The 14,937-nt window shown below is 68.4% G+C and carries 14 protein-coding genes; all 14 read right to left on the reverse strand.

The genetic code is table 11. From position 1 onward, the window contains the following. Positions 1 to 7: 7 nt before the first annotated feature. Positions 8 to 1,234 carry an undecaprenyldiphospho-muramoylpentapeptide beta-N-acetylglucosaminyltransferase gene (murG, locus tag Ga0102493_RS11835; protein WP_034903506.1) on the reverse strand — a complete coding sequence of 409 codons (1,227 nt, stop codon included), beginning with the start codon at positions 1,232 to 1,234 and terminating at the stop codon, positions 8 to 10. Next, a complete protein-coding gene (locus Ga0102493_RS11840; RefSeq protein ID WP_034903503.1) occupies positions 1,231 to 2,460 on the reverse strand; it encodes an FtsW/RodA/SpoVE family cell cycle protein in 1,230 nt (409 codons plus the stop codon). Before Ga0102493_RS11840 ends, murG begins: the two co-directional genes overlap by 4 nt. Then, on the reverse strand, positions 2,457 to 3,845 hold the full coding sequence (murD, locus tag Ga0102493_RS11845; protein WP_051697933.1) for a UDP-N-acetylmuramoyl-L-alanine--D-glutamate ligase: 1,389 nt from the start codon (positions 3,843 to 3,845) through the stop codon (positions 2,457 to 2,459). Before murD ends, Ga0102493_RS11840 begins: the two co-directional genes overlap by 4 nt. Before the next feature lie 10 nt (positions 3,846 to 3,855). Further along, complete coding sequence (gene mraY, locus Ga0102493_RS11850) at positions 3,856 to 4,926, reverse strand: phospho-N-acetylmuramoyl-pentapeptide-transferase (protein ID WP_034903500.1); 1,071 nt, start codon at positions 4,924 to 4,926, stop codon at positions 3,856 to 3,858. Between the two features lie 21 nt (positions 4,927 to 4,947). After that, the gene (locus Ga0102493_RS11855; RefSeq protein WP_051697932.1) at positions 4,948 to 6,414 is read right to left on the reverse strand and encodes a UDP-N-acetylmuramoyl-tripeptide--D-alanyl-D-alanine ligase; all 1,467 of its coding nucleotides are present in this window, start codon (positions 6,412 to 6,414) and stop codon (positions 4,948 to 4,950) included. Then, positions 6,411 to 7,925, reverse strand: coding sequence for a UDP-N-acetylmuramoyl-L-alanyl-D-glutamate--2,6-diaminopimelate ligase (locus Ga0102493_RS11860; protein WP_034903498.1), 1,515 nt, complete (start codon positions 7,923 to 7,925; stop codon positions 6,411 to 6,413). The genes Ga0102493_RS11855 and Ga0102493_RS11860 overlap by 4 nt, the downstream gene beginning before the upstream one ends. Further along, the gene (locus Ga0102493_RS11865) at positions 7,922 to 9,790 is read right to left on the reverse strand and encodes a peptidoglycan D,D-transpeptidase FtsI family protein (RefSeq protein WP_081845631.1); all 1,869 of its coding nucleotides are present in this window, start codon (positions 9,788 to 9,790) and stop codon (positions 7,922 to 7,924) included. The genes Ga0102493_RS11860 and Ga0102493_RS11865 overlap by 4 nt, the downstream gene beginning before the upstream one ends. Further along, positions 9,787 to 10,362: a hypothetical protein gene (locus Ga0102493_RS11870; protein WP_034903496.1), complete on the reverse strand. Its 576-nt coding sequence runs from the start codon at positions 10,360 to 10,362 to the stop codon at positions 9,787 to 9,789. The genes Ga0102493_RS11865 and Ga0102493_RS11870 overlap by 4 nt, the downstream gene beginning before the upstream one ends. Next, positions 10,359 to 11,309: a 16S rRNA (cytosine(1402)-N(4))-methyltransferase RsmH gene (rsmH, locus tag Ga0102493_RS11875; RefSeq protein WP_034903494.1), complete on the reverse strand. Its 951-nt coding sequence runs from the start codon at positions 11,307 to 11,309 to the stop codon at positions 10,359 to 10,361. The genes Ga0102493_RS11870 and rsmH overlap by 4 nt, the downstream gene beginning before the upstream one ends. After that, entirely contained in the window at positions 11,306 to 11,800 is a 495-nt protein-coding gene (locus tag Ga0102493_RS11880) for a division/cell wall cluster transcriptional repressor MraZ (protein WP_034903491.1), read from the reverse strand. The genes rsmH and Ga0102493_RS11880 overlap by 4 nt, the downstream gene beginning before the upstream one ends. Before the next feature lie 313 nt (positions 11,801 to 12,113). After that, a complete protein-coding gene (locus Ga0102493_RS11885; protein WP_069297531.1) occupies positions 12,114 to 13,013 on the reverse strand; it encodes a motility-associated ABC transporter substrate-binding family protein in 900 nt (299 codons plus the stop codon). A 43-nt stretch (positions 13,014 to 13,056) separates the two neighbouring features. Beyond that, on the reverse strand, positions 13,057 to 13,494 hold the full coding sequence (locus Ga0102493_RS11890) for a hypothetical protein (RefSeq protein ID WP_069297532.1): 438 nt from the start codon (positions 13,492 to 13,494) through the stop codon (positions 13,057 to 13,059). Positions 13,495 to 13,503: 9 nt separating this feature from the next. After that, on the reverse strand, positions 13,504 to 14,529 hold the full coding sequence (locus Ga0102493_RS11895; RefSeq protein WP_034903488.1) for a cysteine synthase A: 1,026 nt from the start codon (positions 14,527 to 14,529) through the stop codon (positions 13,504 to 13,506). Positions 14,530 to 14,571: 42 nt separating this feature from the next. Then, positions 14,572 to 14,889, reverse strand: a complete 318-nt coding sequence (locus Ga0102493_RS11900) for a 2Fe-2S iron-sulfur cluster-binding protein (protein WP_034903485.1) — start codon at positions 14,887 to 14,889, stop codon at positions 14,572 to 14,574. Between the last annotated feature and the right edge of the window lie 48 nt (positions 14,890 to 14,937).

Consider the following 14,937-nt stretch of genomic DNA (forward strand, 5'->3'; position numbering starts at 1 on the left):
GCGCGCCTCACGCTGCCATGTCCTCGTCGCGCGTCGAAGGCTGCGTGCGCACCGCAGCCGCCGCGCCGCGCGGAGCGCTCTCGCCGACGCGGATTACGTCCATCAGGTCGATCCCGCCGAGGCTCTCGACGAGGTCGGCGAGGTCCTTGGTCGCATCGGGCCGCCCGCAATTGAACGCACCATGCGCGGCATTGCCGAGGCTGGCCGGGTTCTGCGCGAGCGCCTGGATCTGCTTGGCGAGTTCCTTGGCCGTGAATTTCTCCTGCCGGATCATCCGCGCGCCCCCCGCCTTGACGATCTCGCGCGTGTTCGCCGCCTGGTGATCGTCGGTCGCAATCGCGAGCGGCACGAGGATCGCCGGACGGCCGACGCCGGTCAGTTCGGCAATGGTCGATGCGCCCGCACGCCCGATGAACAGGTGGGTGTCGGCGAGCCGTTCGTGCATGTCCTCGAAATAGGTGCCGAGTTCGGCCGGTATGTCGTGTGCGGCATAGCGCGCGCGGACCGCCTCGAGGTCCTCCGGGCGGCATTGCTGCGTCACCTGAAGCCGGCTGCGCAGCGCCGGGGGCAACATGGCGAGCCCGTCGGGCACGATCTCGGACAGGACGCGGGCACCCTGCGAGCCGCCGGTGACGAGAACGCGCAGCAGACCCTCCTCGGTCAGCGCTGGGAAATCCATGTCCCGCAGGGCAAGCACTTCCTCGCGCACCGGATTGCCGGTGAGATGGACCTTGCGCGCGTGCTTCGGCTTCAGCCGGTCGACCTGCCGATAGGACGTCGCGATCGCATCGACCCGGCCCGCCAGCAGGCGGTTGACCCGGCCGAGCACCGCGTTCTGTTCGTGAATGACGGTCGGGACTTTCGCCGACGTCGCGGCGAGCAGCGCGGGCAGCGCCGGATAGCCGCCGAAGCCGATCACCGCGGAAGGTTCGAACGCATCGAACAGGCGCAGCGCCATGCTGCGCCCTTCGAACACGGCGCGGATGCCGCCGATCCACTTTACGGGGTTCCTGCCGAAGCGCCCGGCGGGCAGGACATGGGCGGTCAGCCCCTCGGGCCGGCCGGGAATGTTGCTCCCGCGTTCATCGGTGACGAGCGCAACGTGATGTCCGCGCGCTTCGAGTTCGCTGGCGAGCGCGAAGGCCGGGATCAGGTGCCCGCCCGTCCCGCCTGCCGCGAGGACGAAATGGCGGCTGGCCCCGCTGCGGGCTCTCTGGCGCGTTGCGTGCGTCATGCGCGCTCCTCCTTGCGCTCGAAAAACTCGCGCAATCCGCCGCCCTCTCGCGTGAGGAAGGGATTGCGCCGCGTGATCGCCAGCAATAGCCCGAGCGCGAAGCACACCGCCAGCGTCGAGGACCCGCCATAGCTGATGAGCGGCAATGTCGCGCCCTTGGACGGGAAGAGCTGGAGGTTGACGAGCACGTTCATGAAAGCCTGCCCGCCCACCTGCGCGATCAGCCCTGCACCCGCGAGCAGCGCGAATAGGTCGTCCTCGTCCACCAGCCGCATCAGCGCCCGTAGCACGATCGCGCAGTAAAGCGCCACCACCAGCGCGCATACGGCAAGGCCGAATTCCTCGCCGATGACCGAGAAGATGTAGTCGGTATGCGCCTCGGGCAGGTTCATCTTGCGCGTGCCGAGCCACAGGCCGGTCCCCGTAGAACCGCCATTGGTGAGCGTGCGAAAGGCGAGGTCGACCTGGTCGAAGGCGGTCCCGCCGCCAAGGAAGGAATCGATCCTGTTCCTGGCATTGTCGTAGAAGAAATAGGTCAGCACCAGCCCGGCAATCCCCGCCCCCGCAACGCTCGCGATGCGTTTCAGCGAGACGCCCGCCAGCATCACCATCACGAACCAGATGCCGGCGAACAGGATCGTCTCACCGAGATTGGGCTGCATCATCAAGAGCCCCGCGATCAGCGCAAGGATGGCGCTCGCGAAGGCCAGCACCGGAAGCTGCGGATCGCGCAGCCGCCACGACAGGATCCACGCAAGCACGACCGCGAAGCCGGGTTTGAGGAACTCGCTCGGCTGGAGGCTCATGCCGATTTCGAGCCAGCGCCGCGAGCCATTCTTCTCGACCCCGATGAAGGGCACGAGAACGAGCAGGGCAAGCATGAAGGCAAAGGCGATTATGCCGATCCGGCGCGCATCCTCGCGGCCGAGGACGGACAGGCCGATCATCAGCGCAAGGCCGAGCAGCTGGAAGACCACGTGGCGCTTCAGGAACATGAACGCATCGAGCGTGACGGCGGCTGTCGAAAGCTGGTCTGCGCTCGCCGGGGACGCGGCGGCGACAGCAAGCGTTCCGAAGCCCATCAGCAACACGATGAGCGCGAGCAGCGCCCTGTCCACCTCGCGCCACCAGATGCGCATTTCCTCGCGCAAGCCGCGCCGCACGAGCGCGGGCGGCGGGGCGAAGGAATTCCTGCGGGGGGCGGGGAAGACGCCGGGCGTGGTCATGACAGCTCCTCCGCGCCCATGAGACGGCCGGGTGTGCGCACCTCGCAATCGGCGATCACGCCGACGAGGTGGCGGAAATGTTCGCCGCGCTTCTCGTAGTCGCGGAACTGGTCGTAACTCGCGCAGGCGGGCGAAAGCAGGACGACATCGCCGGGGCGCGCGGCGGCATGAGCGCGGGTGACCGCCTCGGCGATTAGCTCGCAGCGCTCGACGGGCACGCGCCCCTCGAGCAGCCTCGCGAAAAGCGGCCCCGCCTCGCCCACCGTATAGGCCGCGGCGATATTGGCGAGATGGCTTTCGCATTCGGCGAGGGAATCTTCCTTGGCGAGCCCGCCGACGATCCAGTGCACGCGGGGGCTGCCGTCATGGATCGCGACATCGGGGGGGAAGGCGGCGAGCGCAGGCGCGGCGGAGGCGGGATTGGTCGCCTTGGAATCGTTGACGTAGAGCACGCCGTCCTTCTCGCAGGTCCGCTCCATCCGGTGCGGCAGCCCGCGAAAGCGCGGCAGGGCATGGCGCCATTGCGGCTCGGTCACGCCCAGTTCCTCGGCCAGCGCGACCGCGAGAGCGACGTTCTGGAGATTGTGCGGCCCCTGCAGGGACGGCCATTCATGCTGAAGCGCCTCGAACCGGGCAAGGTCGGCCAGAACCGCGCGCCCCTGGCCGCGCCGTTCCGCCTGCCGCGCGTGGATCTCGCCCGTCGGGCCGTCCTCCGTGCCGAACACCGCGAGACGGCGCGCCGACTGCATGTCGAACAGGCGCTCCTTCGCCGCGGCATAGGCGGCATAGTCCGCATAGCGATCGAGATGGTCCGGCGTAATGTTGGTCAACGCAGCAACATCCGCTTCGAGGCTGAAGGTGAGATCGATCTGAAAGCTCGACAGCTCCAGCACGTAGATGCCCAGCCCGTTCTCATTGGGCGCGAGCGGTTCGCGCGTCATGATCGGCTCGCCGATATTGCCGCCCACGCAGCTCGGAAAGCCCGCCATGGCGAGGATGTGATGGGTTAGCGCGGTGACGGTCGACTTGCCGTTGGTCCCGGTGATGCCGACCACGCGGTGTTCGACCATGTCCCCCCGTGCGAGCGCGAAGAGTTCGATGTCGCCGATCACCGGAACGCCAAACCTGGCGGCATGGGCGGCGATCGGATGGGTGTTGAGCGGCACTCCCGGCGACACCACGACGCCCGCGAAGCCGGTGAGATCGAGCCCCAGCGGATCGGCGAGATCGCAGCGCCCCTCGAACGCGGTGCGCTTGTCGTCGTCGCGGTCCCAGGCAGTGACGTCGGCCCCGCTCGCCAGCAGCGCCTCGACGCTCGAGGCGCCCGACCGCGCCAGCCCTAGCACCGCATAGCGCTTGCCGGAAAAGGCGGCGGAAGTGATCACGCGCGCGCCCTCACCTCAGCTTGAGCGTCGCAAGGCCCAGCAGCGCGAGCACGATGGCGATGATCCAGAACCGGATCACGACCTTGCTCTCGCTCCAGCCTAGCTGTTCGAAATGGTGATGGATCGGCGCCATGCGAAAGACGCGCCTGCCGGTGCGCTTGAACCAGAAGACCTGGATGATGACCGAGACCGCCTCAAGCACGAACAGCCCGCCGACGATCGCCAGCACGACTTCGTGATGCGCCGCGACCGCGATCGCGCCGAGCGCGCCGCCCAGCGCAAGGCTGCCGGTGTCGCCCATGAAGACGGCGGCGGGCGGCGCGTTGAACCACAGGAAGGCGAGCCCCGCCCCCATGATCGCCGCGCAGAACACCGCCAGTTCTCCCGCTCCCGGCACGTGCGGGATGCCGAGATATTCGCTGAAATCGACCCGGCCGACGAGATAGGCGATGATCGCGAAGGTCCCTGCCGCGATGATGACCGGCATGATCGCGAGCCCGTCGAGCCCATCGGTCAGGTTCACCGCATTGCCCGCGCCGACCATGACGAAGGCGGCGAAGACGTAATAGGCCGGGCCGAGCGAGATCTCGACGTCGGAGAAGAAGGGCAGGTAAAGGTTCGTGCTGATCTGGCTGACGATGATCCAGCTCGCGATGCCTGCGACCGCGAATTCCATCAGCAGGCGCACCCGCCCCGAAACCCCGGCATGGCTCGCCTTGGACACCTTGGCGTAATCGTCGAGAAAGCCGATGATCCCGAAACCGATCGTGACGGCAAGGCAGGCCCACACGAACGGGTTCGACAGGTCCATCCACAAGACCAGCGCAACGGTGAGCGCGACGAGGATCATCAGCCCGCCCATGGTCGGCGTGCCGCGCTTTGCGAGATGCGATTGCGGCCCGTCCTCGCGGATCGGCTGGCCCTTGCCCTGGCGCACGCGCAGCATGTTGATGAAGCGCGGCCCGATGATGAGCCCGAACACGAGCGCCGTCATCAGCGTCGCACCGAAGCGGAAGGTCTGGTAGCGCACGAGATTGAGCGCCCCTTCGAAACCCAGCCATTCCGCAAGAAGATAGAGCATGAACTCGTCCCCGGCCCGTCCCTAGGGCGCGCCTTTGGTGAAATGTAGAACCAGCTTACCGAGCCCGACCGAATTGGAGCCCTTCACGAGCACGGCATCGCCATGGGTGAGACCATATTGCCCGAGCGCCCGGATCGCCTCGGCAGGCGTTTCGCAATGCTCGAAAGCGGGCGGGAATCCAAGCGAATTGGCGACCGCTTTCCCCAGTTCGGCGGCCAGCGAGCGCATCTCGTCGCCGACGAGGATCGCGTGGTCGATTTTCGCCTCGATCAGCGGTTCGGCGAGCTGGGCGTGAAATCCTTCGGCAAAGTCGCCAAGCTCCTTCATGCTGCCGAGCACCGCGATGCGGCGATGCGCCGGGGTTTGTCCCAGCGCCCGCAGCGTGGCGCGCATCGAGGCGGGATTGGCATTGTAGCTTTCGTCGATCAAGAGCGCCTTGCCGCCCGGCACTTCGAGCTGAAAGCGCGCCCCGCGGCCCTTCAGCCCGCCCATCTCCGCAAGCGCAAGGCCCGCCGCGCCAAGATCGCCGCCGGCAGCGCGCACCGCTGCCATGACGCCAAGCGCATTGGCGATCCAGTGTTCGCCCGGCTCCGCGACCGAAAAGCACAGCCGCGCCGCCCCGCCCAGATCGGCGGTGACGAGTGAGCCGCCATTGGCAGAGGGGATCGCATCGAGCAGGCGCACATCGGCGCCCGCGCTGCGGCCGAAGGTCACGACCTTGTGCCCCAGCCTCCTCGCATGGCCGATCAGGCGGTCCGCCCATTCGCTGTCGGCCGGAATGATCGCGGTCCCGCCCGGCATCAGCCCTGTGAAGATCTGCGCCTTTTCGTCCGCGATCGCCTCCATGCTGCCGAGATTTTCGATATGGGCGGGCGCGATCGTGGTGATGAGCGCGACATGGGGGAGGACATGGGCCGACAGCGGCGCGATCTCGCCTGCATGGTTCATCCCCATCTCGAACACGCCGAACCGCGCGCGCGCGGGCATTCGTGCTAGCGAGAGCGGCACGCCGACATGGTTGTTGTAGCTGCGCACGCTGCGATGCGCCGCGCCCCGGCTCGCGCGGTCGAGGCAGGCGAAGATCGCCTCCTTCATGCCGGTCTTGCCAACCGATCCGGTGATCCCGATGCGCACCGCGCCGGAACGTTCGCGCGCAGCATGGGCAAGGTCGTGGAGCGCGCGGGTCGTGTCCTCGACAAGAACGTGGGGGAAATCGATCGGGCGGTCGACGATCGCCGCGACCGCTCCCTGGGCAAAGGCCTGTTCGATGAAGCGGTGGCCGTCCATGCTTTCGCCCTTGAGCGCCACGAACACGTCGCCCGGGCGCACGTCGCGCGAATCCATCTCGATGCCGGAGGCCTGGAAGGCGTGGCTCGCCGTGCCGCCGGTGGCCGCGGCGATCCCGGACGCATCCCACAACGCGAGCGGAAGCGCATCGCGCGGCGCGATCGGCCAGCTCTTGAGGAGCGCAGAGGTGCTTCGCGTCATCGACCCGTATCCCGGTTACGTCTGCCTGCGCATTCGCGCGCCACTTCCACATCGTCGAACGGTAGAACCCGCATATCGTCTCCAGACCCGATAATCTGCCCCTGTTCGTGACCTTTCCCCGCCACGAGTATGATGTCGTGATCGCCCGCGCCGGCGATGGCCTCGGCGATGGCATCGCGGCGCCCTGCGACTTCGATGATTTCCGCCTCGCCGCCTGCGCCCCGCGCGCCTTCGAGGATGGCGGCGCGGATCGCGCCTGCGTCCTCGCCGCGCGGATTGTCGTCGGTGACGATGACGCGTTCAGCCCCGCGCGCCGCGACGTCTCCCATGGGCGCGCGCTTGCCCGGATCACGGTCGCCGCCTGCGCCGAAGACCACGGTGAGCCGGCCGCCGCGTGCGTCGTCGACATGGCCGCGCAGCGCGGCGATGGCCGCTTCCATCGCGTCGGGCGTGTGGGCGTAATCGACATAGACCGGCGCTCCCACGGGCGCGATCGCGGCGCGTTCGAGCCGGCCGCGCACCGGCTGGAGGCGGGAGAGCGCATCGAACACCTGCCCCGCCTCGCAGCCGGTCGACAAAGCAAGGCCCGCCGCCACCAGCGCGTTCGCGGCCTGGTATTCGCCGATCAGGGGAAGTTTGATCGTGCGCGCGCTTCCCTCGAATTCCACGGTCAGGACCTGGCCGAGCTGGGTTGCCTCGCGCGCCGTCAGCCGCAGGAATCGGCCCTTCTCGCCGACCGAGCGCACGTCGAGCCCGCGCGCCTTCGCCCGCTCGATCGCCTTCGGGATCCACACCTCGTCGCGCCCGCCGTCAAAGATCACTGCCGGGCTTGCGGGCTGCGCGACTTCGTCGAACAGGCGCATCTTGGCCTCGAAATAGGCCTCCATCGTGCCGTGATAGTCGAGGTGGTCGCGGCTGAAATTGGTGAAGGCCGACGCGGCGAGGGTGAGGCCTTCATTGCGATATTGCGCAAGGCCGTGGCTCGATGCCTCGTAGGCGACATGGGTGACCCCCTCGCGCGCGAGCCCGGCCATGTTGGCAAGGAAGGTGACGATGTCGGGCGTGGTCAGCCCGGTCGAAACGCTCCCGTCGGGGGTGGTGACGCCCAGCGTCCCGATGCTCGCCGCGCTGCGGCCGCACATGCGCCAGATCTGTCGGGTCATTTCGGCGGTGGAGGTCTTGCCGTTGGTCCCCGTCACCGCGACGAGCGTTTCGGGCACCGGCTCGAAGAAACGCGCCGCGAGCCGGGCGAAAGCGCGGCGCGGCTCTTCGCTCGCAACATGCGCCGCGCCCTCGACGCGGGCCTCGGGGGAAGCGACCACGGCGACGGCGCCGGCCTCGATCGCCTGGGGGATCACGTCCTCGGCGTTGAAGCGCTCGCCCCGGAAGGCGCCGAAGACGGTGCCGGGCGCGACCTTGCGATGATCGATGGCAAAGCCGCTCACCGCCGCATCGCTCCATTCGCCCGCCGGCTCCAGCCCCGCCGCCTCGAGAAGCGCCGAGAGCCTCACTTGCCCTTCTCCATCAGGTATCTGAGGTCGGAGATATCGACGTCGCGGTGGTCGTCGGGGCGCACGTCCAGCATCGGTCCGATCCGCGGCACCAGCCGGCCCACGATCGGCGCAGCGTTCCACGCCGCGGTGCGTTGATAGGAGCTGGCGATGGTCCCGCGCGGTTCGTCGAGCACGACGACCACGACATAGCGCGGCCGGTCCATCGGGAATGCGGCGGCGAAGGTGCTGATGAGCTTGGTCTTGGAATAGCGCCCGTCCGAATTCTTCTCCGCCGATCCGGTCTTGCCGCCCACCCGGTACCCTTCGGCGTCGGCGCTGCGCCCGGTGCCGTAGAGCGCGATCATCCGCAGCAGCTGACGCATCCGGGCCGAGGTCGAGGCCTTGAACACCCGCTTGCCGCGGGGCACCTCGTCCGCGTCGAGCTTGCGCAGGGTCGCCGGGCGCCACACCCCGCCATTGACCATCGCGGCATAGGCGTTCGCAAGATGCAGCGGAGTGACCGCGATGCCGTGGCCATAGCCGACCGTCATGGTCCGGATCCGGCTCCATTCGCCCTTCGGCCAGAACGGCAGCGCGCGCGCGGGCAGTTCGATCGTCGGACGTTCGTGCATGTGGAGGTCCATCAGCACCCGCTTGAGCTTCTCCGGACCGAGCTTGTCGGCGACGCGCATCGTCACCGTGTTCGACGAATAGGCCAGCGCCTGCGGGATGTTGAGCGCATCGCCCTTGTCCGAATAATCCGCGAGCCGGCGGCGGCCGATCTCAACCGGACGTGCATCCCAGTCGCGCGACAGGTCGCGGATCACGCCCGCATCGATCGCGGCCGCAACGGTCAGCGGCTTGAAGGTCGAACCCAGTTCGGACACCTGGTTGGTCACCCGGTTGAGCATGTTGGGCACGTCTTCCTCGGCGATCCGGTTGGGGTCGAAATCGGGCAGCGAGGCCAGCGCCAGCACCTCGCCAGTATCGACATCGAGCACCACGCCCGCGGCCCCGATCGCATCGGTCGCGAGCATGCCCGAACGCATCTCGTCCTCGAGCGCGCCCTGCACGCGCAGGTCGATCGAAAGCGCCGCCGGCCGAGCGCGCAGGGCCGGATCGGACAGGCGATCATCCAGCACCTGTTCCATCCCGACCCGCCCGCCGAGCGCGCCGTCCTCCTCCTCGACGACATAGCCCAGCACATGCGCTGCGAGTTTTCCCTGCGGATAATGCCGGTCCTGTTCGCGCGGGGTCTCCAGCGCGACTTCGCCGAGGTCGAACACCGCGTTCGCCTCTTCGGGCAGGATGCGCCGGCGCAGATAGGCGGGCCTGCCGTTTCGCAGCAATTGCGCGGTCGCCGCCTCGTCCATTTCGGGGAAGATGGCCTTCAGCCCGGCCGCGACCCTTTCCGGAGATCGCACCAGCGGGGAGCCGCCATCGTCCATCGCCCGCGGATTGAACCACAGCGCATAGGCATCGAAGGCGCGCGCCAGCGGCACGCCGTTGCGGTCGGTGATCTCGCCGCGATCGGGCAGCAGCGCGGCATCGAGGCTGGTGCGCGCCGGCCCTTCGCCCGCAAGGCCGAGCCAGCCGATCCGCACCAGCGCGACGCAGGCGATGAGAACGAAAAGCAGCGCGATGACCAGCAGCCGGGCGCGCGCGGTAAGCAGCAATTCCTGCCGCAGGCTAACGATCTGGCCGCGCCCGGTCGGCAAAGCGGGACGCGGGTTCGGCGCCCGGGCAGGTGTCGCAGAGGGCTGCGCCGCCTGACGCGCGCCGGGCGGCGCTGGCTCGAATCCGAGCGGAAGCTGGCGCTCAGCCGAACCCTTGCCGATCCCGGCCGCGAGACCGCGCCCGAGGCCGGGGGCCTGGACGTTCATTGAGCGCTGCCTCTCGATTCGCGAAGCTCGCCCATCTCCACCACGCCCTGGGCCCGCGCCGGACGGATCGGCGATGCGTCGAGCAGGAATTCCCCGAAGGCTTCGGCAAAGCGGGTCGGCGCATCTGCGCTCGCCGCGGCCGCCGACGCAAGCGTGACGGGCCTGCCAGTGACGGGCGACACCATGGCGCGCGCGCCGTCATCGGCTCCATCGCCGCCTTCGACCGCGTTATCGGCGCGGGCGACGCGGATCGGCGCGGGCGCATCGGGCCCGCGCGGCTGGCCGAGGCTCGCAAGCTGGCGTTCGCCTTCGAGATACTGGTCCGCGCGCGGGGCCTCGTAGCCGAATTCGACCCTGTTCCATTCGGCCAGCTGGCGCTGGTTGGCGCGGGCCTGGAATTCGGTTTCGAGCCGCCGCGTCTCGCGCTCCAGCTGGATGATCTGGCGTTCGGCGAGCAGCACCTCGCTCTTCACCGCATGGACGCGCAGGCTCAGCAGCACGAACAGGCCGATGCACATCACCAGAATCGCGGCCCAGCCGAGCGAGCGCATCCTGGAATGGGTGACCATCATGATGCCTCTCCCTGGTTGATCGCGCGGGCCGGAGCATCCGTCCTGACGGCATGGCGCAGGACCGACGATCGGGCGCGCGGATTGCGCGCGATCTCGGCCTCGCTCGGGCGGATCGCCTTGGAAAGCTTTGCGAAGGTCGGCGCGGGACCGGGAATTTCGCCGGGCAGGTGGCGCGACACCGCGCGGCCCGCGCCCGAGGCCTCCTTGAGGAAACGCTTGACGATCCGGTCCTCGAGACTGTGGAAGCTGACGACCGCCAGCTCCCCGCCTTCGCGCAGCAGGATTTCCGCCGCAGCGAGACCGGCGGTGAGTTCGCCGAGTTCGTCGTTCACATGGATCCGCACCGCCTGAAACGTGCGGGTTGCTGGGTCCTTCTTCTCATGCGGCTTGTGGCCCAATGCCCTGCGCACGACGCGGGCGAGGTCGCCGGTGGTTTCCAGCGGGCGCGCGGCGACGATCGCGCGGGCGACGCGGCGCGACTGGCGCTCCTCGCCGTAGTGATAGAGCACGTCGGCGATGGCGGCTTCGTCGGCGGTGTTGAGGAAATCGGCGGCGCTTTCCCCCTCGCCGCCCATGCGCATGTCGAGCGGGCCGTCCTGCGAAAAGGCAAAGCCGCGCTCCGCCCGGTCGAGCTGCATCGAGGAGACGCCGATGTCCATGACGACCGCATCGACCTGCGGGACGCCCATCCGCTGCATTTCGGAGCGCATCTTCGAGAATCGGTGCGGGTGGAGCGAGAGGAGGCCGCCATAGCGCGCTTCCATCCACGCGCCTTCCTCGATCGCGTGCGGATCGCGGTCGAAGGCGAAGACGCGCGCCCCCGCATCGAGCAGCGCGCGCGAATAGCCGCCCGCGCCGAAGGTCGCATCGACGACCTTCATGCCGGGCACAGGCGCGACCGCGGCGACCACTTCATCGAGCAGGACGGGGATGTGAGGCGCGCTCACTTCGCGCCTCCCTTCGCCTTCGCCATCAGCGCGCGACAGGTCGCCTGCGCGCCCTTGAAGCTTGCGTCCATCCGGTCGAGCTCGGCCGGGTTCCAGACGAAGAAGAACTTGCCCGCGCCGTGGAAATAGAGCCCGTCCTCGACCTTGCCGAGGTGCTTGAGATGGTCGGGCATGACGAAGCGGCCCGAATCGTCGAAGGGGATCTGCTCGAAGCCGAACAGCTGCTGGGCGCGCACGTCGGGGTCGAAATCGGTGAGGCCGAGGCGGATCGCGCGCTCCTCCTCCTTGTCGAGCTGTTCGTGCAGTTCATCCATGCGCGAGAGGCCGAAACCGACGAGGCAGTCATACTTGTCGTGCACCGCAAGGCAGAGCGTCCTCGCCCCGCCGGAGCTTTCCTTCACGGCCTTGCGGAAGGTCGGCGGCAGGACAAAACGACCCTTGTCGCCTGCGGGCGAAAAGGCCTGTCCGTTATATCCCGCAAAACCCGCCACTTCCCGTGTGACCCCCTCTCGAATGCACCGTCCCCGAACACACCTTCCCCATCGCCGCCCGAGCGCGCGTTCGGGCGGCGCGCCGCGCTGAGAGCGGCGACGCGGGACAAATCGGCATGCTTGATGGACCCCGGTAATATCCGGGAAGCATGCGGGTGAAAAGGGAATTTTGCGGGATTTCGCGGGATTACTTGGTAAACAGCTGATTTATCTCACGTTTCTTTCCTACACCCCGCGTTCGCACGGAGACCCCCGCGAATGACTTTTGTCAACTTTGGGGCGCTCGAACCCTGAAATCCCGTCCGATTCCCGCTCATTCCCCGACCCCGCCCCGCGGTTTTCCCGCACGGTCCCCGCCCTTCCCGGAGGCGAAGGCGTAATCCACCAGCGCGCCGATCGCCGAACTGCCCTGCCCGGCTTCGGCGGCGAGGCTCTCGTGCTCGAACACGGCGGCATCGGCGAGCACGGTGACGCTCCCCTCGCCCACCCGACACCGGGCGAGCGCGCGGGACGCGGCGAAGGTGCAGCCATCCTCCCGCCCCCGGAGCGCGCGCACCTCGCCCGCCAGCGCGAGCGGGATCGTCCCGCCTTCATGGGAAGCGAAGCGCGGGCCGCTTTCCTGCGTCTCGTCATAGACGATCTGGAGTCCCCAGCGCTCGACCACCGGCGGGATCAGCGCCACGCTGTTGGGATGACGCGGATCGCCGAGAGGCAGGTCGTATTCGCCGGTCAGCATCGGATCGAGCACCAAGAGCAGCCGCCCACCCGCCTTCACCCATTCGTCGAGCGCGACATTGTCGGCCGGCGACAGGGCGCGCGGCTGGATCACCGCGAGCCGATCGAGCCCTTCGAGCGGATCGACCGGCGGGTCCCCGGGCACCAGGCCGATCGTGGGCGAAAGCGTGTCGAGCGGGACGAGCGCGTGGCCCTTTTCCAGCGCGCGGCGCTGCCAGGGTACCTCGCCTTGCCCGCGCGCCATCGCCTTCACGTCGATGCCGAGCGGGCGATAGAGTGGAAGCCCCGTATGAAGGCCCAGGCGGGGGCGCTCGCCGGGAGCGGATGGCGGTGCCGTCGGGAGCGCGGGCTGGCCGTCAGACCGGACCGCAGGCGGATCGCCGGGCAGCAACAGGCGCGGCAAGAGCAGCGCGAGACCGATGACGAGAAGGACGGCGAGGCCGCCGGTAATGAGGGCGCGGGCGGGCCGGGGCGACACGGGGGCGGGGGCTAGCGCGGCTTGCGGGACGAGGCAGCGCCCATCAGTCGGGGCCGCCCGGCTGCCCCTGCCCGGCGCGCGGGCCCGCCGAGGCGGGCGGGTTGAGGGCGGCCGGACCGTTCAACGGCGCGGGCCCGGCCTGCGAATGCGGCTCGGGCTCGGCGGCGGGCTGGGGGTCGGGCTCGGTCGGCGGGACGACGCCCGCATCGGCAAGCGGATCGCGCTGTGTGGGCACGGCGGTCGGCTCGGTCGTGGGCGCGGCATCGGGCACGGCGGATTCCTCGACGAGATCGGCCTGGCTCCCGATGATGCTCGCAAGGCCCACCAGCAGGATCATCGCACAGATCCCGAACACACCGATCTGGAGCCGCTGCATCGCTTCGGTGCGCGTGCCGCCGAGCGGCGCGCCTTCGGGCGCGCCCTCGCGGGCGTCTTCGCCCGTGCCGGCCGGTTCCATCGCGAAGAGCCTGCGTGCTTTCATCGCCCGATCCTAGCGCGCCGCATCGCCGCGTTCCAGCCAGTCGAACACCGGCAGGCCCTTCGAACGCAGCCATTCGGCGTTGTAGAGCGTCGAGAGATAGCGAAAACCGGTGTCGCACAGGATCGTCGCGACCTGCGGGTTCTCGCGCCCTTCGGAGACGAGCTGGCGGCCGAGTTCGATCGCGCCCGCGACATTGATGCCCGAGGACAGGCCGAGACAAAGCCCTTCCCCGCGCAGCAGGCGCTCGACCCAGACAAGGCCTTCCTCGTCGGAAATGCGGAACTGCGTGTCGATCGGCGCGCCTTCGAGATTGGCGGTGATCCGGCCCTGCCCGATCCCCTCGGCAACCGAAGAGCCTTCGGCCTTCAGCTCGCCATGCGCGAAATAGTTGTACAGCGCCGCGCCATGCGGATCGGTCAGAGCGATGCGGATTTCGGAGTTCTTCTCCTTCAGACCCATGCCGACGCCCGCGATCGTCCCGCCGGTCCCCGCGGCGCAGGTGAAGCCGTCGATCCGCCCTTCGGTCTGGTGCCACAGCTCCTGTGCGGTGCCTTCGATATGGGCCTTGCGGTTGGCGATGTTGTCGAACTGCCCGGCCCAGATCGCGCCTTCCGTCTCTTCCGCCATCCGGCGCGAGACGTGCTGGAAATGGTTGGGATCGGCGTATTTGGTCGGGGGAACGAGGACCAGCTCGGCGCCGAGCGCACGCAGCGTGTCCATCTTCTCCTTCGACTGGTTGTCCGGCATCACGATCACGGTCCTGTAGCCGAGCGCGTTGGCCACGAGCGCGATGCCGATGCCGGTATTGCCCGCCGTGCCCTCGATCACTGTCCCGGCGGGTCTGAGCTCGCCGCGCTCCTCGGCATCGCGGATCATCCAGAGCGCCGCGCGATCCTTTACACTGGAGCCGGGATTGGCGAATTCGCACTTGCCCCAGATGTCGCAGCCGGCCGCCTCGCTCGGCCCGGAAAGCCGGACGAGCGGGGTGTTGCCGATAAGCGAGAGCGTGTCGCCGATGGGCGCCGTGATATTCATGGGTTACGAACTAGGGCGGGATCGTCCCGCCCGCAACCAGGATCAGTCTTCGGGAGCGATCGTGACCTTGAGCCCGTCAAGCGCGTCGGTGAACGGGATCTGGCACGACAGGCGCGAGGTTTCGGTGCGGTGATCCGAACTTTCGAGCAGGTCATCCTCGTCCTCGCTCATCGCCGGGAGCTTGTCCATCGCGGCCGGATCGACATGGATGTGGCAGGTCGCGCACGAACAGCATCCGCCGCACAGCGCCAGCAATTCGTCGAAGCCGTTGTCGCGGATGGCTTCCATCACCGTCAGACCGTCCTCGACGTCGATTTCGCTCGTTTCGCCTTCGCGATTGGTGACGACCAGCTTGGGCATGGGCTTTCGTTCTCCTGCCGTTCGAAAGGTTGCGCGCAAGGACTTGCG

Source organism: Erythrobacter litoralis (assembly GCF_001719165.1).
Lineage (GTDB): Bacteria > Pseudomonadota > Alphaproteobacteria > Sphingomonadales > Sphingomonadaceae > Erythrobacter > Erythrobacter litoralis.

Excerpts from the sequence above, each read along its gene's own strand:
- murG (WP_034903506.1), bottom strand. The coding sequence starts at position 1,234 with ATGACGCACGCAACGCGCCAGAGAGCCCGCAGCGGGGCCAGCCGCCAT.
- Ga0102493_RS11840 (WP_034903503.1), bottom strand. The coding sequence starts at position 2,460 with ATGACCACGCCCGGCGTCTTCCCCGCCCCCCGCAGGAATTCCTTCGCC.
- mraY (WP_034903500.1), bottom strand. The coding sequence starts at position 4,926 with ATGCTCTATCTTCTTGCGGAATGGCTGGGTTTCGAAGGGGCGCTCAAT.
- Ga0102493_RS11855 (WP_051697932.1), bottom strand. The coding sequence starts at position 6,414 with ATGACGCGAAGCACCTCTGCGCTCCTCAAGAGCTGGCCGATCGCGCCG.
- Ga0102493_RS11865 (WP_081845631.1), bottom strand. The coding sequence starts at position 9,790 with ATGAACGTCCAGGCCCCCGGCCTCGGGCGCGGTCTCGCGGCCGGGATC.
- Ga0102493_RS11870 (WP_034903496.1), bottom strand. The coding sequence starts at position 10,362 with ATGATGGTCACCCATTCCAGGATGCGCTCGCTCGGCTGGGCCGCGATT.
- Ga0102493_RS11890 (WP_069297532.1), bottom strand. The coding sequence starts at position 13,494 with ATGAAAGCACGCAGGCTCTTCGCGATGGAACCGGCCGGCACGGGCGAA.
- Ga0102493_RS11895 (WP_034903488.1), bottom strand. The coding sequence starts at position 14,529 with ATGAATATCACGGCGCCCATCGGCGACACGCTCTCGCTTATCGGCAAC.
- Ga0102493_RS11900 (WP_034903485.1), bottom strand. The coding sequence starts at position 14,889 with ATGCCCAAGCTGGTCGTCACCAATCGCGAAGGCGAAACGAGCGAAATC.